Origin of the sequence: Mesorhizobium montanum, assembly GCF_033977145.1 — a bacterium.
Lineage (GTDB): Bacteria > Pseudomonadota > Alphaproteobacteria > Rhizobiales > Rhizobiaceae > Mesorhizobium > Mesorhizobium montanum.
Genome location: NZ_JAVIJF010000021.1, coordinates 51,817 through 74,418 on the forward strand (window position 1 = coordinate 51,817; position 22,602 = coordinate 74,418).

28 protein-coding genes are annotated in these 22,602 nt (G+C 61.6%); 23 read left to right on the forward strand and 5 right to left on the reverse strand.

Annotated features, from left to right (window positions below; translation table 11 throughout):
• Positions 1-174 precede the first annotated feature (174 nt).
• Both RFM68_RS25585 and RFM68_RS25590 read left to right on the forward strand, forming a co-directional pair.
• Positions 175-1,104, forward strand: coding sequence for a DUF2493 domain-containing protein (locus RFM68_RS25585; protein WP_320235810.1), 930 nt, complete (start codon positions 175-177; stop codon positions 1,102-1,104).
• A gap of 358 nt (positions 1,105-1,462) precedes the next feature.
• Positions 1,463-1,630 (forward strand): hypothetical protein, encoded by a 168-nt coding sequence (locus RFM68_RS25590; RefSeq protein WP_320235811.1) that lies wholly within the window; start codon positions 1,463-1,465, stop codon positions 1,628-1,630.
• Between the two features lie 65 nt (positions 1,631-1,695).
• Here RFM68_RS25590 and RFM68_RS25595 read toward each other — a convergent pair whose 3' ends face one another.
• Genes RFM68_RS25595 through RFM68_RS25605 form a run of 3 tightly spaced genes read right to left on the reverse strand, consistent with a single transcriptional unit; the run spans position 1,696 to position 2,377 of the window.
• Complete coding sequence (locus tag RFM68_RS25595) at positions 1,696-1,959, reverse strand: hypothetical protein (protein WP_320235812.1); 264 nt, start codon at positions 1,957-1,959, stop codon at positions 1,696-1,698.
• 5 nt (positions 1,960-1,964) lie between these two features.
• Complete coding sequence (locus tag RFM68_RS25600) at positions 1,965-2,174, reverse strand: hypothetical protein (RefSeq protein ID WP_320235813.1); 210 nt, start codon at positions 2,172-2,174, stop codon at positions 1,965-1,967.
• Between the two features lie 11 nt (positions 2,175-2,185).
• Positions 2,186-2,377 carry a hypothetical protein gene (locus tag RFM68_RS25605; RefSeq protein WP_320235814.1) on the reverse strand — a complete coding sequence of 64 codons (192 nt, stop codon included), beginning with the start codon at positions 2,375-2,377 and terminating at the stop codon, positions 2,186-2,188.
• A gap of 147 nt (positions 2,378-2,524) precedes the next feature.
• Between RFM68_RS25605 and RFM68_RS25610 the strand changes: the two genes are divergently transcribed.
• Together RFM68_RS25610 and RFM68_RS25615 are read left to right on the forward strand one after the other, a co-directional pair.
• On the forward strand, positions 2,525-3,508 hold the full coding sequence (locus RFM68_RS25610) for an IS1595 family transposase (protein ID WP_320235815.1): 984 nt from the start codon (positions 2,525-2,527) through the stop codon (positions 3,506-3,508).
• A gap of 193 nt (positions 3,509-3,701) precedes the next feature.
• Positions 3,702-4,466, forward strand: coding sequence for a hypothetical protein (locus RFM68_RS25615; protein ID WP_320235816.1), 765 nt, complete (start codon positions 3,702-3,704; stop codon positions 4,464-4,466).
• On the opposite strand, the gene RFM68_RS25620 is transcribed toward RFM68_RS25615, so the two are convergent.
• Together RFM68_RS25620 and RFM68_RS25625 are read right to left on the reverse strand one after the other, a co-directional pair.
• Positions 4,456-4,629, reverse strand: coding sequence for a hypothetical protein (locus RFM68_RS25620; protein WP_320235817.1), 174 nt, complete (start codon positions 4,627-4,629; stop codon positions 4,456-4,458). The genes RFM68_RS25615 and RFM68_RS25620 overlap by 11 nt on opposite strands.
• A gap of 787 nt (positions 4,630-5,416) precedes the next feature.
• Positions 5,417-5,614: a hypothetical protein gene (locus tag RFM68_RS25625; RefSeq protein WP_320235818.1), complete on the reverse strand. Its 198-nt coding sequence runs from the start codon at positions 5,612-5,614 to the stop codon at positions 5,417-5,419.
• Positions 5,615-6,480: 866 nt separating this feature from the next.
• Between RFM68_RS25625 and RFM68_RS25635 the strand changes: the two genes are divergently transcribed.
• From RFM68_RS25635 to trbJ, 19 genes are all read left to right on the forward strand, one after another.
• Positions 6,481-6,807: a DUF736 domain-containing protein gene (locus RFM68_RS25635; RefSeq protein ID WP_320235819.1), complete on the forward strand. Its 327-nt coding sequence runs from the start codon at positions 6,481-6,483 to the stop codon at positions 6,805-6,807.
• Positions 6,808-6,992: 185 nt separating this feature from the next.
• Positions 6,993-7,253 (forward strand): DNA -binding domain-containing protein, encoded by a 261-nt coding sequence (locus RFM68_RS25640; RefSeq protein WP_320235820.1) that lies wholly within the window; start codon positions 6,993-6,995, stop codon positions 7,251-7,253.
• A gap of 121 nt (positions 7,254-7,374) precedes the next feature.
• Positions 7,375-7,746 (forward strand): transcriptional regulator domain-containing protein, encoded by a 372-nt coding sequence (locus RFM68_RS25645; RefSeq protein WP_320235821.1) that lies wholly within the window; start codon positions 7,375-7,377, stop codon positions 7,744-7,746.
• Positions 7,637-8,140: a DUF2285 domain-containing protein gene (locus RFM68_RS25650; RefSeq protein ID WP_320235822.1), complete on the forward strand. Its 504-nt coding sequence runs from the start codon at positions 7,637-7,639 to the stop codon at positions 8,138-8,140. The genes RFM68_RS25645 and RFM68_RS25650 overlap by 110 nt, the downstream gene beginning before the upstream one ends.
• A gap of 128 nt (positions 8,141-8,268) precedes the next feature.
• Positions 8,269-8,550, forward strand: coding sequence for a helix-turn-helix transcriptional regulator (locus RFM68_RS25655; RefSeq protein ID WP_320235823.1), 282 nt, complete (start codon positions 8,269-8,271; stop codon positions 8,548-8,550).
• A 97-nt stretch (positions 8,551-8,647) separates the two neighbouring features.
• Positions 8,648-9,166, forward strand: coding sequence for a DUF2840 domain-containing protein (locus RFM68_RS25660; protein ID WP_320235824.1), 519 nt, complete (start codon positions 8,648-8,650; stop codon positions 9,164-9,166).
• On the forward strand, positions 9,163-9,708 hold the full coding sequence (locus RFM68_RS25665) for a S26 family signal peptidase (protein ID WP_320235825.1): 546 nt from the start codon (positions 9,163-9,165) through the stop codon (positions 9,706-9,708). Before RFM68_RS25660 ends, RFM68_RS25665 begins: the two co-directional genes overlap by 4 nt.
• A 69-nt stretch (positions 9,709-9,777) precedes the next feature.
• On the forward strand, positions 9,778-10,113 hold the full coding sequence (locus tag RFM68_RS25670) for a DUF736 domain-containing protein (protein WP_320235826.1): 336 nt from the start codon (positions 9,778-9,780) through the stop codon (positions 10,111-10,113).
• A gap of 48 nt (positions 10,114-10,161) precedes the next feature.
• Positions 10,162-10,869 carry a lytic transglycosylase domain-containing protein gene (locus RFM68_RS25675; RefSeq protein WP_320235827.1) on the forward strand — a complete coding sequence of 236 codons (708 nt, stop codon included), beginning with the start codon at positions 10,162-10,164 and terminating at the stop codon, positions 10,867-10,869.
• A 264-nt stretch (positions 10,870-11,133) separates the two neighbouring features.
• Entirely contained in the window at positions 11,134-12,870 is a 1,737-nt protein-coding gene (locus RFM68_RS25680) for a relaxase/mobilization nuclease domain-containing protein (protein ID WP_320235828.1), read from the forward strand.
• A gap of 24 nt (positions 12,871-12,894) precedes the next feature.
• Positions 12,895-14,883 carry a conjugal transfer protein TraG gene (locus tag RFM68_RS25685; RefSeq protein ID WP_320235829.1) on the forward strand — a complete coding sequence of 663 codons (1,989 nt, stop codon included), beginning with the start codon at positions 12,895-12,897 and terminating at the stop codon, positions 14,881-14,883.
• A 5-nt stretch (positions 14,884-14,888) separates the two neighbouring features.
• On the forward strand, positions 14,889-15,326 hold the full coding sequence (locus RFM68_RS25690) for a CopG family transcriptional regulator (protein ID WP_320235830.1): 438 nt from the start codon (positions 14,889-14,891) through the stop codon (positions 15,324-15,326).
• Between the two features lie 190 nt (positions 15,327-15,516).
• Positions 15,517-16,377: a type IV toxin-antitoxin system AbiEi family antitoxin domain-containing protein gene (locus tag RFM68_RS25695; RefSeq protein WP_320235831.1), complete on the forward strand. Its 861-nt coding sequence runs from the start codon at positions 15,517-15,519 to the stop codon at positions 16,375-16,377.
• Positions 16,335-17,258, forward strand: coding sequence for a nucleotidyl transferase AbiEii/AbiGii toxin family protein (locus RFM68_RS25700; RefSeq protein ID WP_320235832.1), 924 nt, complete (start codon positions 16,335-16,337; stop codon positions 17,256-17,258). The genes RFM68_RS25695 and RFM68_RS25700 overlap by 43 nt, the downstream gene beginning before the upstream one ends.
• Positions 17,259-17,789: 531 nt before the next feature.
• Positions 17,790-18,773, forward strand: a complete 984-nt coding sequence (gene trbB, locus RFM68_RS25705; RefSeq protein ID WP_320235833.1) for a P-type conjugative transfer ATPase TrbB — start codon at positions 17,790-17,792, stop codon at positions 18,771-18,773.
• Positions 18,770-19,096, forward strand: a complete 327-nt coding sequence (locus RFM68_RS25710; protein ID WP_320235834.1) for a TrbC/VirB2 family type IV secretion system protein — start codon at positions 18,770-18,772, stop codon at positions 19,094-19,096. Before trbB ends, RFM68_RS25710 begins: the two co-directional genes overlap by 4 nt.
• Positions 19,096-19,377, forward strand: coding sequence for a VirB3 family type IV secretion system protein (locus tag RFM68_RS25715; RefSeq protein WP_320235835.1), 282 nt, complete (start codon positions 19,096-19,098; stop codon positions 19,375-19,377). Before RFM68_RS25710 ends, RFM68_RS25715 begins: the two co-directional genes overlap by 1 nt.
• A gap of 10 nt (positions 19,378-19,387) precedes the next feature.
• Positions 19,388-21,844 (forward strand): conjugal transfer protein TrbE, encoded by a 2,457-nt coding sequence (gene trbE / locus RFM68_RS25720; RefSeq protein WP_320235836.1) that lies wholly within the window; start codon positions 19,388-19,390, stop codon positions 21,842-21,844.
• Positions 21,841-22,599: a P-type conjugative transfer protein TrbJ gene (trbJ, locus tag RFM68_RS25725; protein ID WP_320235837.1), complete on the forward strand. Its 759-nt coding sequence runs from the start codon at positions 21,841-21,843 to the stop codon at positions 22,597-22,599. The genes trbE and trbJ overlap by 4 nt, the downstream gene beginning before the upstream one ends.
• Positions 22,600-22,602: the final 3 nt, after the last annotated feature.

Sequence of the window (22,602 nt, forward strand, 5' to 3'; positions counted from 1 at the left end):
GCGGGGCCCCGTCCTCCGGCCTTTCCATCGCGAGACAAAATAGCCGGGCTTCGCCATCCTTCACTCCCGTTCCGGCCCTGCGCTGGCGCTTCGGGTGCAAGTCCGGGTCGTCCATCGCCTTCGTCGCCATGAAGGCCGCGATGGGCGCGGCCGATCCGACGAAGGCAAGCCGCCATGAGCACCGAGCACGATACCGACTTCGAACCGCAACCCGCATCATCACCCATCGATCACGTCCTTCAGGAGCTTCAGCTCTACGGCTACCGTCCCTTCGACGACGAACCCGATCCGCGCCCGCTTCCCGAAGGCCGGGTGGTCGCAGCCAGTATCGCCGACATCTTTGACGCTCTCCTGGTGGCGATGGCCGACACACGTCTTGAACCCGACCTCGAGGAGCTGCTGTGGGGTACGGTCAATCTGTTCCATCGCGCGACCAAGCGGATCGAACGCGAGCTCGATGAAAACGAGCTCGGCCAGCAGCGGCTGCAGCGCGAACAGGATGGATCCGAGATCAAGTCTGTCGAACTCGAACAACTGATCGCTCAAGGTCAGACGCTGCTAGAACGCCGCAACGCCTTCGAATTGATGCGCGACCAGGCCGCCGAGCATTACGAGCGTCACACCCACTCGATCTGGCGCCCGCGCTCGGGCTCTGTGGTTAACCATCGCAACCTGACCGCGGCAATGATCGACAGCCGGGACTTCGTTGCCGCGAGGAGGCATGCAGACAGGCAGATGCTGTTGCCACCCGGGCCAAAAGTCGCCTTCACCGGCGGGCTCGATTTCAACGATCATCGGCTAATCTGGGCTAAGCTCGACCAGGTCCACGGTAAGCATCCGGACATGGTCCTGCTACACGGCGGATCACCAAAGGGTGCCGAGTTGATCGCGGCCAAATGGGCTCACAACCGCAAGGTGCCACAGATTGCCTTCAAGCCGGACTGGACCAGGCACGCCAAGGCCGCGCCCTTCAAGCGCAACGACGCCATGCTCGACACATTGCCGATAGGCGTCATCCATTTCCCCGGCTCGGGCATTCAGGACAATCTCTCCGACAAGGCCCGCAGGCTCGGCATTCCGGTGATGAAGTTCGGCGCATCCTGAGGGGCCGCATCGGCCAACTCGCCCCAAGGTCATTCGCTCTAATTCCTCTCGCTCCCGGCACATTGATCGGACGACCGCTCCTGCCGGCATGGCGTCGATGAATGCAAGGCGGCCGGACCACGAGGTTCCGGACCTCGTCTGCTCCTGTTTTGGAAGCGGGGATCAATCCCCGCGGTTGTCGGCGCAATTCCTTGATCCGGTCCGAGGGCCTGATGCCATCAACCCATGAAGGGTCGGACTACGCAAAGCGTGCCGCCGTTTCGGCCTTGCCTTCACGGTGATTGCGGCCCTCGGCCGGACTCTTCGGGCGCCTGTCACGCGGGGATCGATCCCCGCTTCCAAAACAGGAGCCGGATCAATGTCCCTCGTAGAAGCCAACGCCTTCGCCTTCAGCCTCGCCACCAGCCTGATGGTCAGCATCGTCATCTTTCGCGCCGGCGACGGAACGCTCGCCGTGGTGCCTTCGGACGAGTACGACGGAGATGCTTCGGCAATCGTCGGCGAGATCGATCCCCACGCGCCATGAACTCTCGGTGCATTGCCGGGAGCCGGCAAGGCACTGCGTCGCACATACGGTCGGGTAGCTTGGTGTCACTCCATATCCGGCACGTCGCCCCCGACAAAGAGGGTCTTCGGCTCCCCATACTCGCCAACGGCAGGGTTAGCCTCGCGGGACCACGCAATGGCACCAGCATGCTTTCCCGCTAGCGCCCTTGCCGTCCTTATGGCCCGCTCCTCGCTCTGCTGCTCTGCCGGCCCGTAGACCGCTTGGAGGCTGCCCTCCTCGTCTCGGTCGAAGGCGGTGACCACGATGAGCTTCGGGGTTTGCCGCTGCGGGAGAATGCTCTCGGCCATGCCGCTCACGCCACTGTGGGGTGCGTGTGGTCAAAGCTGATGGCGACCAGCCCGGGATATCGGTGGGCGATGGCTAGTATCTGGGTCTCAAGCTCGCAGTTGTAGGCCATCAGTGCCTCCACGGCATCCACCGGGCTCCCATACTTGGCGATGAGCTTTTGGGCCTCCGAGTGCAGTTCGGCTTTGGTGGTGGTGTCGAGATTGTAAGTGCCCATAGCTTCGCTCCTCATCCAGCCAGCCGGCGCGAACGCGGGGACGACCCAGCCGCTGCATCAAGCTTTTCCTGCAGGCGGCCATTGAGCACGATCATCTCCTTGAGGGCCTTCATCACGTCGCCCTGATGCGTGGCGACGAATTTATCCGCGATAGCTTGGAGGCCAGCCTCTTGGCGGGTGTCGAGTCTGACAATGCGGTCCATTTTATTGACTCCTAATGGTCCATGCCAAAGTGAACAAAAAGGGAACGAGATGTCAACGGTCGAATTGACTCTTTGAGGAATACCCTCCTAATTATATACTTGACATAGCAGCCGCCTTGACCGATAAAGGGTCAAGAGGGACAGACCATGACGAACCTTACCGATCCGATCTTCAATGACAACGACGCGGCCCGCGAGCACCTTGAAAGCATTCGCTGGGCTGACGGTACCTATTGCCCTCACTGCGGCAACGCCGATCCGGCATCGATCCACAAGCTTGCCGGCAAGTCGCACCGTCCCGGTCTGTTCCAGTGCAACGCCTGCCGCGAGCATTTCACCGTCACTGTTGGCACCGTTATGGAACGGTCGAAAATCCCTCTCTGCAAATGGGTGCTCGGCTTCCACCTGTATGCCTCATCCAAGAAAGGCATGTCCGCGCACCAGCTGCACCGTATGCTTGGCGTCACCTACAAGACCGCTTGGTTCATGGCTCACCGCATCCGCGAAGCGATGGCCGAAGACGTTAAGTCATCTGGTCCGCTCGGCGGCGAAGGCAAGACCGTTGAGGCCGACGAAACCTACATTGGCAAGCGCGAGACACCCCGCGTGTCAGCGCAGCGCAAGGGCCGCCCCTTCACCAAGAAGGGCAAGGGCGGCGGCGCACAGAAGCGCATTGTCGTCGGTCTGGTGGAGCGTGGCGGCAAGGCCCGCATGTTCCACCTTAACGACGCCACCAAGGCCACGGTGCGCGACGTGCTGGTCCGCAATGCCGACCGTGCTTCGATGCTCATGACCGATGAGTCCAATCTCTACAAGGCTACTGGCAAGGAATACGCTGCACACCGCACCACCAAGCACTCGGCTGGCGAATATGCCCGTCGCGAGGGCGACGTGGTTGTTCACTCCAACACGATTGAGAACGTGTTCTCGGTCTTCAAGCGTGGCATGATCGGCGTCTATCAGCATTGCGGCGAAGCGCACTTGCATCGCTACCTTGCCGAGTTCGATTTCCGCTACAATCGCCGCACGGCCCTCGGCGTTACCGACCGCGAGCGCTCGGATGATTTGATCCGTGGCACTACTGGAAAGCGGCTTACCTATCAACAAACTGACGAAACCGCTCACGCCTAAACAGAAGGCGGCGGCGTTCATGCGCTGGCGGAAGCGTCAGCGCTTTCGATCCGACGATTGACTCTTCTCGCCCTTTGGCTTCCCCTTCGTCTCGTGCTTGGACGGAGGGGTTGTCAGGGCGCGGCGTAGAGCAGCATCGCGGCGGTGCGCGGTTTCTCTGTCGCTCAATTCTTTCCGCTGTTCTTTTGGTTCCATGTCTCTCACACCCGAACAAAGCGCGAAATTCCGTGCCGAAAGCTTCGAAGCCGGATGCGCGCTTGTTGACGATCTAACATACTTAAGAGAGGTAGTCGCGAAAGCCGATCCCTCTGCGGCGGAACTTCGACGGATCAGTGTGCTTCTGCGCAGGATCCTGGTTGAGAGAGACCTGGCGAAGGTTGCTGCGCCGCGAATGGGCAAAGTAGCTCTTACCGTCCACGATTTACATCGGCTCTATAAACGCGTCGAAGAGAAGCCAAACCCCATATTCGCCACTGGGACCAACATCGTCGCGTTCACGGCACAGATTGCCGGCCTTATTGTCCATAGAACCGATTGGTCAGGAATGCAGGTCGGGGCCGGATTTGACCCTGACGCGGTGGCGGAGTGCCGACTAGACAACTTTCTTGCGCAGCGCATCATGTATGTGACGGGCGAGTGGGTAAGTAGAAACGATATTATTAAATATGTCGCGAATTTTGGGCATGGAGTACATTCACTCCAGCCTAGAGAGAACGCTGATAAACTTATAAGGAAGGCACGCGCTTGCGCTTCCATTTCTGCGCTCGAAAACGGTTTCAGGCTTAATTTTGATTTCGAACGCCTTTCTATCACCGATCCGCCCTTGAAGTTTGACAAGGGGCATATCGACTGTGCGCTAATGGAAATTCTATCAACCGCCCGATTGCTCACGACAACGCGCGACGTACACGAGCTTGAAACGTTGATGCATCGCGAAATCACCGACGCTAAGAAGTGACAGCCTCCGCAGCGGCTAACTCCTGCGCCCGATAGAGAATCGCCGCCACCAGCACTTCTGGGTCATATTTCTCAGCGTCATGCTTCTCAAAAAGCTCCACGCCTGCTCCAATCATTTCGAGGGTGACGTGAAAGGGTTCTTTGATGTCTCTCGTCTCAGTCATAGGAACTTTCCTAAGTTCCGTGACGTGCCGGCCTGTCGCTCGAATCAGTAGCAGCAGGAATTGGCTATGTCACGTATATAATTAGGAATACCCTCCTATCGATTGGCCATGCCGGAGCCCAGCAGCAGAACTCGACGCGTGGTCCAGACGTAAGCCGCGCCCATGACATTGGGCAGCTAATCCGCGTCCGCTGCATCAACTGCAACATCACGCGCCACTACCTCCCGGGTGACCTATTCAAGCTGATGGGAGACATTCCGTTCTGGGATGTGGAGCGGCACATGCGCTGCGAGCGCTGCAAGCGACGGGAGTTCGACGTGGATATACTGCTGCCCAGTGCCGGGCAGGGCTTGAAGGTACGTGTGAGGCGGCTTGACGAAGTCCGTATGGTTCGCCGGGTATTCTGGCGCGACGATGTTTAGCAAACCGCCGTGCTCAAAACGTCTGACCTACCTGCCTCACGAAAGCTTCATAAAGTGTCGCTAATATGCCTCCTTGAAGAGGAACATTTGGTGGGCGAAGACAAGCCGACCCGGGAGGCCTACCAGCTCGAACGATCCAAGACGGTCGGGCCTTTCCAATCGCAACCTTCTACTCAGCAACGGAAGCCCTAACGGTTATCGGCAGCCTGGAAGAGGGCTACCGCTTGATGCGCGGCGACAAGCAAGTATGGCCTTCATCTGCCCGTCACGATGGTGAAGCAAGTTAGCGTGTGCCGATTGGGGTAGAGTGTATCGGCGCACTCCCAAGACCTCCAGCTAGCCCGGGATGCCGCCCGGGCATTCTTTTAGGCCGGGTCTAGCTTCGCCTTGATGGAACTGACCGCGTTCAAAATGGCGTCTGCGGCTTGCACATCAAGCGCAATATCCAACAGGCCTTCCGTGGTCTTGATCGAAAGGATGCCTAGCACACCCTTGTCGTCGTCGACTGTGCTGACGTGAATTTCTGTGGGTACGAAGGTCAGTGCCTTGCCTCGACGCTTCATCGATCACCTACGCACTATGCAGCGACAATCGCGCAGCCCAATGTCACAATCAAGCCGGCTTAGAAAAGCGAGCCTTGAGCCGGAGCCTGCTGTGGAAACATGATCTGTATGGCCGGCTTCTCGACAATCACTGAGGCGTCGTCGGGGGCTGTCGCTGCATGTGCCGCGCTTCTGACCACGGGGCTGTGAGCCAGGTCTCCACCTCCTCCCGGGTAGTGAAGATCACCGGCATAGCCTTCTCGTGGATCGGCGCTATGAGGGCGTTGGGCTTGGTCGTGAGGAAGCCGCAAAGCTCGAGTCCCCGGCCCGTCCTTGACCCTGCGGACCCCCTGCCAGCGCGTCCACACGCCCGCGAAGAAGAACAGCGGACCGTCCTCGCTCCGGGCACAGATTGGCGTGTTTGCGCGATCGTCCAGAGGCCAATGCCGTCTGCGGCAATGCGGTCGAGATAGTCGCCTTGCGTGATATCACCAGCGGACGCGAGTTCGCCGATGCCATGTGCGAGCCGCGTCGCATAGAATTGTCGATCGAGTGGGATTGCACTTGCCGGCGCCGAGTCGGTTGAGGTTGCCCGAGATCTCCTTGACCTTCCCGTAGTGGCGAGCGCACCTGCGCGGTCTCTTCGATTGGTGTTTCTGGTCTGAAGAACGGCTTTCGCCTCGATCGCCTGTGACGCAATGGCGCGTCACGACTTTCTTCCCCTGCCGGCTTCGCCGTCATTCCTCGCGCTTCAACAAAGTCGCTCCCGCGCCATCCTCCGCTGCGCTTCGGCCCATGGGTGCGCCGACGATCGCCTCCGACCTTTCGAGCACCATCGAGACCGCAATGGTGCGGCTCGAGACAAACAGGAAACAAGGAGAACTACCATGGCTACCATCGGCACCTTCAAGAAGTCCGGCAACAACGAATTCACTGGCGAAATCGTCACCCTCAGCGTCCAAGCCCGCGGCGTCCGCATCGTCCCCGAAACCCGCGCCAACGGCGAGAATGCCCCAAGCCACCGCGTCTTCGTCGGCCGTGCGGAGATCGGCGCCGCCTGGTCCAAGCAGTCCAACGAGGGCCGCGACTATCTGGGCCTCAAGCTCGACGATCCGAGCTTCACCGGCCCGATCTTCGCCAACCTCTTCAACGACGAGGACGGTGAGGGTTTCACTCTGATCTGGTCCCGCCCGAGCCGCCGCAACGCGGAATAGGACACGCCCATCAGAAGTTCCGCCCGGATCGTCCGGGCGGAACCTCCCGATCAAATCAAAGCCACAGAGGCTCAAGGGGTGGCGATGCCGGCACAGCATCGTGTGATGCTCGCGAAGCAGCCTCCGCAGCCACCGTGACATCTGTAAGAATTGTTTTACGTCTCGCCCGTGGGGGAGTGCACATCATGATTGAGCCGTTCGACGACACCGCGCCCACGGGAGACGAGCTCACCGACTATGATCGCCGCCACATCAAGCTCTACATGCGCTTGTTTGACGCCGACGCCGACGGCGCCGATTGGCGCGAGGTGGTCAAGATCCTCTTCGGAATCGATCCGAAAGAAGAGCCGCATCGCGCGCGACAGGTTCATGACAGCCATCTGGCGCGGGCGCGCTGGATGACCAGGACCGGCTACCGTCATCTCTTGCGCAAGACCGACACCTAACGCACATTGTCGGCCGGTGATGCTGAAAAAGCATCACGCGATGCCCATCCAGGGTCTTCCGCCAATCGCAATCGCCCGGAATCGATTCAGGCACCACTTGCAGCCTGATGAGGACCGCACGATGAAGCCGGACACGTCACGTTGGCGGGACAGCACCAGCTACGAATTCTTCGACAGCTTACCAGTCGAAGGGTTGGCCTGGGAGTGCCTGCGCCGTTGGAATTCATATCACCGGTTCTACGCGGCTCTCGCCCGTTTGGGAGCAGAGACGCAACCGTTTCCAACAGAAGCGCAGAAACGCTGGGGGTTGCGATTTCGCCGCCCGTCCCGACCTGTCCGCATTGACGCAAGACGTTCTGTGGTCGCCTCTTGCCGACCCCGCAGTGCTGGCCCTCGTGCCGTCGCCGGATTTCCTGTCATCCGACCGGTCCACGGCGCTCGCCGGGATCAGTGCTCACCACGACAGTCCGCAGGGGTCGCACGCCATCCATGACAGCGGGATCGCAACGCAACTCCTCCTCTTTCCGGGCAGCGAAGCGAGTTGTTCCCGCGCGGCCTTGATCCCGCTGGATTCCGAGACCCTGGGGCGGATCGAGGCTCTGGTTCGTTTCTGGCGCGGCAATAACAGGCGGCCGGTGCCGCCCGATACGCGAATGACTGTTCAGCAGAGGCGCCGCCTGCGCTTGATGATGCGGGCCGCCGACGGCTGCACGAACGGCGCCAGCTACCGCGAAATCGCGATCGCTTTCTATGGGACGGGGCGCGTTGCCTCCAATGCCTGGAAAACCTCGTCGCTTCGCAACACAGTGATCGGTCTCGTCAAGGGTGGAAGAGCCATGATCGCCGGCGGCTATCTGCAATTGCTGCGCCATCGCAAGCGCTCCTAGCGCTGTCGGGGTGGGAATATTGCACCCCCCAATCTTCCCCATCCCCTGCGAAGCCGCCCTTCCGCCACAGTGGTCGCTGCCCGCCGCTGAGCACCAGCGGTTCTCGAAACCCCACGGAGGCTCGATACATGCGACCAGATCTAGCCGTTTTGCCGCCGCGCTTTCTGCGCACCAAGGAAGCTGCCGAGTTCCTCAGCCTGTCATCCCGCACGCTCGAGAAACACCGTACCTACGGCACCGGTCCTGGCTATCGCAAACTCGGCGGCCGTGTCGTCTACGCCGTGGACGATCTCCAGGCCTGGGCTGAGCGCGGGGCCGTGACCTCGACTTCGGACCCCCGCGGCTCTGTCCTTCCGGCCAAGCGCCATCCGTCCGCGGCTGCGACGCCGGCCGGACGGTATGGACGCTGAATTGGGCCCCGCGCGAAGGCGCGCGGATCCACCACGCCAGCATCACTTCAGCAACTCCATCACGCGGCTGCTTCCCCGCCAAATCAGGAGACAACCAATGGGCACTGTCGTTGACTTCCGTTCAGGCCGATCGGTGTTCGGCGCGAGGGACGATGACGGCTTGACCCGCGTCGAATTGACATGGGTTGAGAAGAAGATCGAGTACTGGATCCGCTTCGGTTCGGTCGCTCAGGAGAAGATTCTCGATCGCCACCGGCGCATTGTCTCGTTTCGCCCAGGCACCGTCTTTGCCTTGGCTCGCTGGGCCGCGAACGACTTCGGCACGATCATTTCTCGCATCGATATCGTGCGCGCTGTTGCCGAAGGCGAAGCACACCAGACGCTGCCTTTCGTGCGACCCGGCGGCGACATCCTGCTCAGGTCTGAGGGCTGGCCCAGGGTGGAGCGGGTGTTGCAACTGATCGATGGCATCGAGCAACTCGGCATCGATCCGGAAGCGGTCTCGGCTGATCACTGGCGGCATGTCCACAACCGATTGACGGCGGGCCAGGAGCCGCGCGCCTATACGTTGGATCTACACCGCGCCCACTTGCTCCGGCGGCGGGTCCAGCAATGACGCGGCCCGCAATTTTCCTTGCGACGGTGTTGGCGACCACGGCCGTGCTCAGTCCCGCGTTTACCGCGGTGTCGCCAAGGTTCATCTGGAATGCTTCTGCCAGTACACCGATTGGCCTGTACCTGATCGGCGGCGGCGTGCCGTTTTCGGCGAACGATCTCGTTGCCGTTGAGCCGCCCGAACGGCTCGTAACATTGCTCGCCGACCGCGGCTATCTGCCGAAGCGCGTGCTGCTCATCAAGCACATCCTTGCGGTTTCAGGCCAAACCGTGTGCCGGAAAGGGCTGGTCATTTCAGTCGATGGCACTGACGTCGGTATGGCGCTCAAACGCGATCACGCCGGTCGTAGCCTGCCGGATTGGCAGGGCTGCCTGCGCATTCCCGCAGGCGCCGTTTTCCTGATGAACAGCCACGTCCGCGACAGCTTCGACGGACGCTACTTCGGCCTCCTCCCCACCGATCACATCATCGGCCGCGCGGTTCCGCTGTGGACGGACGAGGAGGGCGACGGCCACTTCCAATGGCGTGCGCCAGCGCGGTGAGCGCGCCACCGGCGGCGCCCTCTATGCCGTCTGATCGTCACCGCAGACATCCAAGACAGGAGACAGGAAATGCCACAGATCGGCGAGTTCATTAGCCATCAGACCGGGTATTCGGGACGAATCCGCACGCTCAGCCTCAACCTCGAGGTTGCGATCGTCGCGGCCGAAGCGAACGAGACGGACAATGCGCCCGACTATCGTGTGCACGCTGGTGGCGAAGACGGCATCGCGATTGGCGCCGGTTGGAAACACTCCAGCGAAAAGGCGGGAGAGTTCATATCGCTGCAGATAGACGACCCGACTTTCGCGCAGCCGATCCGCGCCTATCTGTTCCAAAACGGCGCTGACAAAAAATCCTGGTCGTTGCAGTGGTCGCGTCTGCGTGACCGCGCCGAGAAGGACTAGGCGATGTTGGCGCGCCGTCGGCCAACGAGCCAGTTGGGAACGCCTGCGTTGCCTCGCGCAACCCGACGTTCAGCTCTGCTGGTGCTTGCCGGGCTCTGCTTCAACTGCGTCGTTCCCGCAATTGCACCGGCCCACAGCCCGCCAGTCGCCACGTCGACGGCGCGCGGTCCCTACGAGACCCACATAGCGGAAGCGGCGCGCCGCTTCCGCCTTCCGCCGGCCTGGATCCACGCCGTCCTTGGCGCCGAGAGCGCCGGCGATCACCGCGCCACATCGCGCAAGGGTGCCATGGGTCTGATGCAGATTTTGCCCGATACCTGGTCGGACTTGCGCGCCCGGTACGGGCTCGGCGGCGATCCCTACGACCCGCACGACAACATCATCGCGGGCTCGGCCTATATCCGCGAGTTGGTTGATCGCTACGGATCGCGCGGCTGGATTCCTGCCTATAATGCCGGCCCAGGACGCTACGAGGCATCGCTGCAGGGCGGGCGGCTGCCTCGGGAGACACGCGCTTACGTTGCCGTCGTTGCAACCGCCATCCTCAACGACGGTGCACCCAAAGCTCTCGGTCCGGCAGCCCCAGCACAGCACAGCTGGAAGGACGCTCCGCTATTCGCCGCGCGGCCAATCAGCAAGCTGGACAATGGTTCGATGCAGCTGGAGCGTTCCGGCGATGATACTTCAAACGCTGCGCCCGCGGAAGGATTGGCCGACGCTACATCGCGATCGACCGGTCTGTTCTCACCCAGGTGAGCGAAAGGCCCGCGCCATGAGCTTCCTCAACGCGCTTCGCACCATCTCGTGCTCCAGCGTGCCATGGCGTGCGGGGAGGGGAGATGCCAGCAACACGACCGAGGGATGGCTAGATAAAAGCCCGCACATTGTGCGTCGGCCGGTCGGTTGTTGTTGTCGGGTTTTTCAGGGGCGATGCGCACATTGCGGCCGTTCGGCGCAATGTGCGTCGAACGCCCAAAACTTTGTATCCGCATGCGCTTTTCCACATTGCGGGGCAGCGACGTGACCGATCAGCGCGAGTTCCGCATCCGAGCCGGCCGCATTCGCTCCAACCGCGGTCAAGCTGCGCGGCCGTTCATCGCACAGGCACTGGCGGCGGCGAAGAAGGCAGGCGGCAGCATTTCCCGATCCGGTCAAATCAGTCCGGGCAACCGATCACGATTCGGCCGAGGCCGGATCGCCAATGTCCAGGCCAACCGTCTGCTGACCGGCCGCTCGCGCGTCACGGTCATCAAGACCCGGGTCGTCCGCCATTCCGCGCGCGCCGCACCGCTGGCCGCACACCTCAACTACCTGCGGCGCGAGGGTGTGACCCGTGAAGGGGAAGGAGGCCGCATGTTCGGCTCTGGAACCGACAATGCGGACGTCAAGAGTTTCGCCGAGCGCTGCGATGGCGATCGCCATCATTTCCGCTTCATCGTCTCGCCGGAGGACGCGATCGATATGGCTGATCTCAAGTCCTTCACCCGTGACCTGATGAGCCAGATGGAAAACGATCTAGGCACGACGCTCGATTGGGTCGCGGCGGACCACTGGAACACCGACAATCCGCATATCCATATCATCCTGCGCGGCCGTATAGCCGACGGGCAGGACCTTGTGATCTCGCGCGACTACATCAAGGAAGGCATGCGAGCGCGCGCCGCCGATCTCGTCACGCAGGAACTCGGCCCCCGCTCCGATCACGACATCCGCCGCAATTTGGGGCGGCAGATCGAAGCCGAACGCTGGACCCAGCTTGACCGGCAGCTGCTTCGCGACGTCCGCACTGGCGTCATCGATCTTGCCCCAAGTGGGCATAGGCAGCCTGACGAGTATCAGGTGCAGAAGGTCGGCCGCCTGCGTAAGCTCGAAGCTCTCGGTCTTGCCGATCAGGTCGGGCCAGGCCAGTGGGTCATCGACGACAAAGTCGAAGCAACGTTGCGTGAGCTCGGCGAGCGTGGCGACATCATCAAGCGCATGCACCGCGCGCTGTCCGAGCAGGGCATCGATCGTAGCTTGGCCGGCTATGTGCTCGCGGCCGAAAGCCTCGATGTGCCCATCATCGGCCGTTTGGTCGATCGCGGGCTCGATGATGAGCTGACTGGCACGGCGTATGCCGTGGTCGACGGCGTCGATGGACGCACCCATCACATCAGGCTTGCCGATCTGGAGGCGGCTGGCGACAGCACACCGGGATCGATCGTCGAGCTGCGCAAATTCGATGATGCGCGCGGCCAACGTCGGTCCGCACTCGCGGTGCGCTCTGATCTCGATCTTGATCGCCAGATCGCGGCGACGGGGGCGACCTGGCTCGATCGGCAGAACATCGCGCGCGGGCCTGCCGCCTTGAGCGCAGCCGGCTTCGGCGCCGAGGTTCATCAGGCTATGGAAAAGCGCGCCGATTACCTGGCCGGCGAAGGCCTTGCGAAGCGTCTTGGCGGGCGCATCATTTTCAGCCGCAACCTGATCGAGACGCTGCGCCGTCGGGAACTCCAACTGGTTGGTGAGAAGCTCGCGGCTGAGACCGGCCTGCCCTTCAATCGCGCCGCCGGCGGCGACTATGTAGCCGGCGCCTATCGTCAGCGGATCGTCCTGGCCTCGGGCCGCTTCGCCATGCTCGATGACGGCCTTGGGTTCCAGCTCGTGCGGTGGACGCCCTCGCTCGAAAAGCATCTCGGCCAGCATGTTTCCGGTGTCTCCCGTGATGACGGAGGCGTCGACTGGAGCTTTGGCCGCAAGCGTGGACTCGGCCTCTGATTGAGACAAGAAAGGACCGCCACCATGTCCGCGACGAAAATCCTCTGGGGTCAGATCCTCAGCGTCTTCTTGATCGTGCTGTTGACGACCTGGACGGCAACGCAATGGACGGCATGGAGGCTGGGCTTCCAGGCCCAACTCGGTCCGCCCTGGTTCGAACTCGCCGGTTGGCCCGTCTACTATCCACCGGCTCTGTTCTGGTGGTGGTATTTCTACGATGCCTACGCCCCGAATATCTTCGTGGAAGGCGGGTTGATAGCAGTGTCCGGCGGCTTCCTGTCGATCGTTGTCGCGATCGGCATGTCGGTATGGCGGGCACGCGAAGCCAAGAATGTCCAGACATATGGTTCGGCGCGGTGGGCGGAGAGGAGGGAAGTCGAAACTGCCGGGTTGCTCGGCGCCGACGGGGTGGTGCTCGGGCGCTATGACCGCCATTACCTCCGCCACGACGGGCCCGAGCATGTGCTGTGCTTCGCCCCGACCCGGTCGGGTAAGGGTGTCGGCCTGGTGGTGCCTTCGCTGCTAACCTGGCCGGGGTCGGCGATCGTCCACGACATCAAGGGTGAGAACTGGCAACTCACCGCCGGCTTTCGTGCCCTGCATGGTCGCGTGCTGCTTTTCGACCCGACGAATTCGAGATCGTCGGCGTACAATCCTCTCCTGGAAGTCCGCCGCGGCGAGTGGGAGGTTCGCGACGTCCAAAACATTGCCGACATTCTTGTTGATCCGGAAGGCAGTCTTGAAAAGCGCAACCACTGGGAAAAAACCAGCCACGCGCTTTTGGTCGGCGCGATCCTTCACGTTCTATATGCCGAGAAGGACAAGACTCTGGCCGGTGTCGCTGCCTTCCTCTCCGATCCGAAACGCCCGATTGAGACCACGCTGGCGGCAATGATGAAGACACCCCATCTCGGCGAGGCAGGTCCACATCCGGTCATCGCGAGTGCAGCGCGCGAACTGCTCAACAAATCCGACAACGAACGCTCCGGCGTGCTTTCCACCGCGATGTCCTTCCTCGGTCTCTACCGTGACCCCGTAGTGGCTGAGGTGACGCGGCGCTGCGACTGGCGGATCGGTGACATCGTCGGCGGCAAACAGCCGGCAACGCTCTATCTGGTCGTGCCTCCCTCGGACATCAATAGGACCAAGCCGCTCATCCGCCTCATCCTCAATCAGATCGGACGCCGCCTGACCGAAGACCTGCATGCCAAAACAGGCCGGCACAGGCTACTGCTCATGCTGGACGAATTTCCGGCGCTCGGCCGTCTCGATTTCTTCGAGAGCGCGCTGGCCTTCATGGCCGGCTATGGTTTGAAAAGTTTCCTCATCGCCCAGTCGCTGAACCAGATCGAGAAGGCTTACGGCCCAAACAATTCGATCCTCGACAACTGCCATGTTCGTGTGTGCTTTGCCACGAACGATGAACGGACAGCCAAGCGTGTGTCCGACGCGCTCGGCACGGCAACCGAGATGCGGGCGATGAAGAATTATGCCGGCCACCGGCTCTCGCCCTGGCTCGGACATCTCATGGTGTCGCGGCAGGAGACGGCCCGCCAGTTGCTGACCCCTGGAGAGATCATGCAGCTTGCCCCGACTGACGAGATCGTGATGGTGGCGGGCACGCCGCCCATCCGGGCGAAAAAGGCACGTTACTACGAAGATCTCCGTTTTCGGGACCGCGTCTTGCCCCCACCCGAACTGGCCCGATCCGAAAACGGCGATCTTGACGACTGGACCCGATTGCCGGTCTCAACTGGCACAGAGGTTGCGCACAGTGCAGGAGCGCGCCCGCAGGACGACGGAGATCCAACGGAGTCCGAGCGACGGCTGCAACCCGAACTCAATCGTTCGCGTCCAGTTGAAAAAAAGGCTCCGATCGAAAATGAGTTCGAGGTCGAGCCGCCCGACGACAGCGACGACGACGAAGCTGTCCGCAATCGACGCCTGGCTCGCCTCATGCAGGGCGTGGCGCGGCAGGTTTCCCTCGACCCCGATGACGGCATGGACTTGTAGGCACCATGACCAGTCGAAAGAAGAAAGTGCAGATCTCTGTCTATCTCGATCAGGCGGTCATGGTGATGCTTGCGGATTACGCGGCGCGGCGTGAACAATCCCAGTCCATGATCGCGGAGGCTGCCATTGCGTCGTTCCTATCGCCGGACGCGGATGAGCGTCGCGAGGCAGCGATCGCCAGACGCCTCGATCAGGTTGACCGCCGCCTGGCCAGGCAGGAGCGCGACATCGGCATTGCGGTCGAGACACTTGCCGTGTTCGTCCGCTTCTGGCTCGCGACCACCCCAGCCTTGCCTGAACCCGCGGCCCAAGCCGCGCGGGCCAAGGCGGCCGAACGCTACGAAGCCTTCGTCGCGGCCTTGGGTAGGCGCCTGGCGAAGGGCCCGAAACTGCGGCAGGAGATTTCGGAGGACGTCGACCCGAAAGAAGCCGGTGGGATTTAGGCTGCATCACTTTGCGCGTTGGCGGTGGGTCCGGCTGGTGCTTAGATTAGCAAATATGTTTACGCTCTTCCAGCGATGCGGCGATGATCGCCGCAAATTGCCATTGTTGTAAACCAACGGCGATTGTGGTAGTTTATAGAAATTAAGAATTGCGGCGATCATCGCCGCGTACGCAGAAATCCATAAACTCATGCCAACGAATGCTGATCGCCGAGAACTACTTCAAACCCTGGTACCCGAGGGCCTTCCGGTAACGAAGCAGTGGCTAAAGAAACAAAGCCCGCAGTTTGATCGTCACGCCGTCGATAATCTGCTCAAAAGCAACCAGCTCAAATCGCTGGCACCGGGCGTGTATGTGCGGCCTGGGACGCATTTGACCTGGCAAGGCGTGGTGGCTGCCTTGGAGAGTATATTCGGTAGGGATCTTAGTGTCGGCGGGCTGACCGCGCTCGAATTGCAGGGATTTGCGCATTACCTGCCGATGTCGCGCCAACGGTCAGTACATCTTTACAGCGAGGCTGCTTTGCCGACCTGGCTGAACCATGCGATACCGACCGTAAAATTCATACGCCACAACCGCCTTTCCTCGCTATTAGGATTCGGACTCGTCCACCGCGAATACGATCCGCTCGAGCGCACCCTCATAGATGTGGAAGCTCCGGGCCGGCGGCAAGATTTCTGGCCTGTCACCTTGTCGTCGCCCGAAAGGGCCTACCTGGAGGTGCTGATGGATGTTCCGGCGACGATCTCCTTCGAGCACGCCAATCAACTGCTTCAGGGGATGACGACGCTTTCGCCGCGGCGCATGGAGCAGCTTTTGCGCAAATGCACTAGCGTCAAGGTTCGCCGGCTATTCTACTGGATGGCCGAGCGCAATGATTATGCATGGTTCAAAAAGCTGCCCGCTCCCAAAGCACTCGATGCGCTCGGCCTTGGTAGCGGCAACAGGGTTCTGGCCAAAGACGGCAGACTCGATCCAAAATATCGCATAACCGTCCCGGAGGAGATGTGGACACCGCAAGCCCTTACTACCGACAAGTCCGCCTCCTGACCCGCATCCTGCCTCTGGTGGCAGTCGAGAGGTCGTTCGCGCTGAAGGGCGGTACCGCCATCAATCTTTTTTTCCGCGACCTTCCGCGCCTTTCCGTCGACATCGACCTTGTCTATCTGCCGATGGATGATCGTGACACGGCATTGAAGAACGTGGCGGAGGCGCTTGCCCGCATCGCGGACGCCATCAGCGCCGCGATGCCTGGCACCGAAATCATTCGCTCCTTCGAGCATCAGGCCGATGCATTGCGCCTCTTCGTTTCGCAGGGCGCCGACCGCATCAAGATCGAGCTCTCGCCGGTCTTGCGGGGATCCGTGCTTCCTGAGGAATTGCGCGAGGTATCGCCGGCAGTCGAAGAGCAGTTCGGCTATGTCGAAATGCAGCTGCTTTCCCTCCCGGACCTGTATGCCGGAAAGATCTGTGCCGCACTCGACCGGCAGCATCCGCGGGATCTTTTCGACGTGAAGCTGCTCTTTGAAAACGAGGGCCTCACCGAGGATTTGGTCAAGACCTTTCTGGTTTACCTCATCAGCCATAACCGGACGATGGCCGAACTGTTACAGCCTACCCGCAAGAACATTGCCGGCATCTACGAAGGCGAATTCGTCCGTATGTCCCAGATCGAAGTGAGCCTCGACGAACTCCTCACCGTTCGCGAACGATTGATCAGCGACCTCAACAGGGCTTTGACCGAGAATCAGCGCAAATTCCTTCTGTCGTTCAAAGCCAGACGTCCAGATTGGAACCTGCTCGATGTAGAGGGGGCCAACAATCTCCCCGCGGTTCGCTGGAAGCTGCACAATCTGGAACGCATGCCACGAGAAAGGCATCGTGCGGCGTATGAGAATTTAGAGCGAGTGCTCGGCCTCAGTTCCAGTTAAGTCGAGCAAGATTTGCCACTCGTCGATAAATCCTAGGTGACGGCAACGACGACCGCCCTCGGCTCCTACTCGGGCTGGGTAAGGGTCGAGGTGGGGAAGGCAGGCGGATCCGATCCAACGCCGAGGGTCATCACCATCGTTCTCCTGTCATGGCACGCAATATACGGATTCGCGTATAGATGGGCGTTATACGCGATTGCGTATAAATGGCGAGTATGCGGGATCGCGTATGAAACCAGCAACGGATGCGGGAAGCCTGTATTGCGGCGGCTCCGTCCCGCAAAATCGGCAATAGGGCAGGCGCGGCTCGCGGCGATATCGCCACCTTAGTTGCGGCGGCCGGCTGACTGGTTCGACCTCAGAAGCGCTCTCTACCGAAGAAAAAAGGCAGCAGCGCCGCCGTTCTCCTGTATTTGTACGCCACGCTACTACGTCTCGATATTCTTGTTGAAGCGAGCCAATATCCGGTTCTCTTAGTCATCCCCGAGCGGGGACCATCCGAGTTGTTCCCGACAGAAAAGCGGGGACCAGATGGTGGTTTCGCACAACAATGCCGAAGGCCGCGCGCGCAGTTCGCGCATGCTGCGCACAGCGCTCGGAGCCGAGATAACACGGCTCCTCGACGATCCCGCGGTCGTCGAAGTCATGCTGAACCCCGATGGCCGTATCTGGGTGGACCGCCTTACCGAAGGTCTGGCCGAGACGGGAGAGGTGCTGTCCGCCGCCGATGGCGACCGCATCGTGCGTCTGGTCGCCCATCACGTCGGCGCGGAGGTGCATCCGCGCTCTCCGCGGGTGTCTGCTGAATTGCCCGAAACCGGAGAACGGTTCGAAGGACTTCTACCGCCGGTCGTTGCCGCGCCAGCCTTCGCCATCCGCAAGCCTGCTGTCGCGATCTTCACACTCGAAGACTACGTGGCGGCAAGCATCATGACAGCCGACCAGGCGGCGACGCTGCGCGCTGCTGTCGCTGCCCGCGCGAACATCCTCGTCGCCGGCGGCACATCCACGGGCAAAACGACCCTGACCAATGCCTTGCTCGCCGAAGTGGCGAACGGCACCGACCGCGTCGTCATCATCGAGGACACGCGCGAACTCCAGTGCGCCGCGCCCAACCTTGTCGCCATGCGGACAAAGGATGGTGTCGCCACGCTCGCCGACCTGGTCCGTTCCTCAATGCGCCTGCGACCAGACCGCATCCCGATCGGCGAAGTGCGAGGCGCCGAAGCTCTCGACCTTCTGAAGGCATGGGGCACCGGGCACCCCGGCGGCATCGGCACCATCCATGCCGGATCCGGGATCGGGGCGCTGCGCCGTCTTGAGCAGCTCATCCAGGAGGCCGTCGTCACCGTCCCGCGCGCGCTGATCGCCGAAACCATCGACCTTGTCGCTGTCCTGTCTGGACGTGGTTCCGCGCGGCGGCTGACCGAACTTGCACGCATCGATGGACTCGGGTCCGACGGCGATTATCGCACCTCCCAAGCCACCCCGAACAACACAGGAGACAATTCATGATCCGCAAGCTTTCGCGCGAGCACCTGGCTACAGCGGCCACAAGCCTCATCGTCTCTCTCCTGGCGGCCCCGGCCGCCAATGCCGCCGGCTCTTCGATGCCGTGGGAGCAGCCACTGGAGAAGATCCTTCAGTCGATCGAAGGTCCGGTCTCCAAGATTATTGCCGTCATCATCATCATCGTCACGGGGCTGACGCTTGCCTTTGGCGATACTTCCGGCGGTTTCAGGCGGCTGATTCAGATCGTCTTTGGCCTGTCGATCGCCTTCGCGGCGTCGAGCTTCTTTCTGTCGTTCTTCTCGTTCGGTGGCGGGGCGCTGATCTGATGGCAACCGCTTTCGAACAGCTCGACGCGGTGCCAGGGTTCACCGTCGCCGTTCACAGGGCCCTGACCGAACACATCCTGCTCGGCGGCGCACCTCGTTCTATCGCAATTCTGAACGGCACGCTGGCTGGCGCGGTTGGCCTTGGCCTGCGTCTGTGGCTGCTAGGTCTCATCATCTGGGCGCTCGGGCACTTCACGGCGGTGTGGGCTGCAAAACGCGATCCGCTGTTCGTGGAAGTCGGCCGCCGGCATCTGCGCCTCCCCGCTCATCTGTCGGTTTGAGGGCGCGGTGATGATGAATCTTGCCGAATATCGCCGCACCGTGAGCCGCCTTGCCGACTACCTGCCATGGGTTGCGCTTGTCGCACCGGGCGTGGTGCTGAACAAGGATGGGAGCTTTCAGCGAACTTCGCAGTTCCGCGGACCAGATCTCGAATCCGCCGTGGCGGCCGAACTGGTCGCGGTGGCCTCCCGGATCAACAATGCCTTCCGTCGCCTCGGTTCGGGTTGGAGCATCTTCGTCGAGGCGCAGCGGCACGACGCTGCGACCTATCCCGAAAGCCAGTTTCCCGATCCGGCCTCTCGCCTGGTCGACGCCGAGCGCAAAGCCGAGTTCGAGGAGGAAGAAGTTCACTTCGTGTCGAGCTATTTCCTCACCTTCCTCTATCTGCCGCCGGCCGAGGACGCGGCGCGCGCGGAAACGTGGCTCTACGAGGGGCGCGAACAATCCGGCATCGATGCCAACGAAATCCTGCGCGCTTTTGTCGACCGCACCGAGCGCGTGCTCTCCTTGCTCGACGGCTTTATGCCGGAATGCCGGTGGCTCGACGACAGCGAGACGCTGACCTACCTGCACTCGACTGTCTCGACGAAGCGTCATCGGGTGCGCGTCCCGGAGACACCGGTCTATCTGGATGCGCTGCTGGCCGACCAGCCGCTGACCGGTGGTCTTGAACCGCGCCTTGGCGACCAGCATCTTCGCGTGCTCACCATCGTCGGCTTCCCGGCTGCGACCACGCCGGGTCTGCTCGACGATCTCAACCGGCTCGCCTTTCCCTATCGCTGGTCGACGCGCGCAATCCTGCTCGACAAGACTGATGCCGGCAGGCTGCTGACGAAGATACGGCGGCAATGGTTCGCCAAACGCAAGTCCATTGCGGCGATCCTGAAGGAGGTCATGACGAACGAGGCCTCCGTGCTCATGGACACCGACGCCGCCAACAAATCCGCCGACGCCGACATGGCTTTGCAGGAGCTCGGGGCCGACGTGGCCGGCATGGCCTATGTCACTGCGACCGTCACCGTCTGGGACGCCGATCCACGCGTGTCGCAAGAGAAACTGCGCCTTGTCGAGAAAGTCATCCAAGGTCGTGACTTCACGGCCATGGTCGAGACCGTCAATGCCGTAGATGCCTGGCTCGGCTCTTTGCCCGGACATGCCTACGCCAATGTCCGCCAGCCACCCATCTCGACACTCAATCTCGCCCACATGATTCCCCTCTCTGCCGTGTGGGCGGGGCCGGAACGGGACGAGCACTTCGGTGCGCCCCCCTTGCTCTACGGCAAGACCGAGGGCTCGACCCCGTTCCGGTTGTCGCTGCATGTCGGCGATGTCGGCCATACCCTCGTTGTCGGGCCGACCGGCGCTGGCAAGTCGGTGCTGCTCGCGCTGATGGCCCTGCAGTTTCGCCGTTATGCGCGCAGCCAGGTCTTTGCCTTCGATTTCGGCGGTTCGATCCGCGCCGCTACGCTTGCCATGGGTGGCGACTGGCACGATTTAGGGGGCGAACTCACCGAAGGCACGGAAGTCTCGGTCTCCCTCCAACCAATTGCCCGCATACACGACACTTATGAGCGCGCCTGGGCGGCCGACTGGGTCGTGGCAATCCTGGCGCGCGAAGGCGTCCCTATCACTCCGGATGCCAAGGAACATATCTGGACCGCGCTGACGTCGCTCTCCTCGGCGCCAGTTGAACAGCGCACCATCACCGGCTTGAGCGTGCTGCTGCAGGCGAACGATCTGAAGCAAGCTCTCCGCTCCTATTGCATCGGGGGTCCTTACGGCCGGTTGCTCGATTCCGAGGCGGAGCGCCTTGGCGCGGCATCCGTCCAGGCGTTCGAGATCGAGGGTCTTGTTGGCACCGGAGCAGCACCTGCGGTTCTCTCCTACCTCTTCCATCGTATCGGTGACCGGCTCGACGGGCGGCCGACTTTGCTCATCATCGACGAGGGCTGGCTCGCCCTTGACGATGAAGGGTTCGCCGGCCAGCTGCGCGAATGGCTGAAGACGCTGCGCAAGAAGAACGCCAGTGTCATCTTTGCCACCCAGTCGCTGTCCGACATCGACAATTCGAACATTGCGCCTGCGATCATCGAGAGTTGTCCGACCCGGCTGCTGTTGCCAAACGAGCGTGCGATCGAGCCGCAGATTACAGCGATTTATCGCCGCTTCGGCCTCAACGACCGCCAGATAGAGATCGTGGCGCGGGCGACGCCGAAACGCGACTACTACTGCCAGTCCCGGCGTGGCAACCGCCTCTTCGAACTTGGCTTGTCCGAAATTGGGCTAGCGCTCTGTGCCGCATCCTCAAAAACCGATCAGGCTTTGATCGCCAGCATCGCCGCCGAATACGGACGCGATGGTTTCCTCTCAGCCTGGTTGCGCGCCCGAAACGCCGGCTGGGCCGCTGACCTCATTGCCGACCTGTCCACCTCCGTAACGCAAGCTGAAAAGGAGCTCCAATCATGAATAGCCGTGGAAACCGTTCGCGCGCAGTATTGCTGGCCGCCGCAGTGTTCGCCTCACCGTTTGCGATCTCGCTGATGGTGACTGCGCCGGCACAGGCATTCATCGTCTTCGATCCGTCGAACTACACCCAGAATGTGCTGACGGCGGCGCGATCGCTTCAGCAGATCACCAACCAGATCACTTCGCTGCAAAACCAAGCCCAGATGCTGATCAACCAGGGGCGCAACCTTGCGAGCTTGCCGTTCTCCTCACTGCAGCAGTTGCAGCAATCGGTGCAGCGAACACAACAGCTCCTGGGCCAGGCGCAGAACATCGCCTTCGACGTCCAGCAGGTCGACAAGATCTTCCAGCAGCAATATGGCAGCGTCTCGCTCTCCGCGTCTGATGAACAACTCGTCACGGATGCGCGCTCGCGCTGGCACAATACGGTTGGCGGTCTCCAGGACGCCATGCGCGTGCAGGCGGGCGTCGTCGGAAACATCGACATCAATCGCACGCAGATGTCAGCGCTTGTCGACGCCAGCCAATCGGCGACCGGCGGGCTGCAGGCGACGCAGGCCGGCAACCAACTCCTGGCGCTTCAGGCTCAACAGCTCGCCGACCTCACTGCCGTTATCGCCGCCAACGGTCGCGCCCAGGCACTGACCGAAGCCGAACGTGCTGCGGCCGCCGACCAGGGCCGTGAGCAGCGTCGCCGCTTCCTGATCCCCGGCTCTGGCTACCAGGCCTCAGATGCCAAGATGTTCAACCGGTGAGTT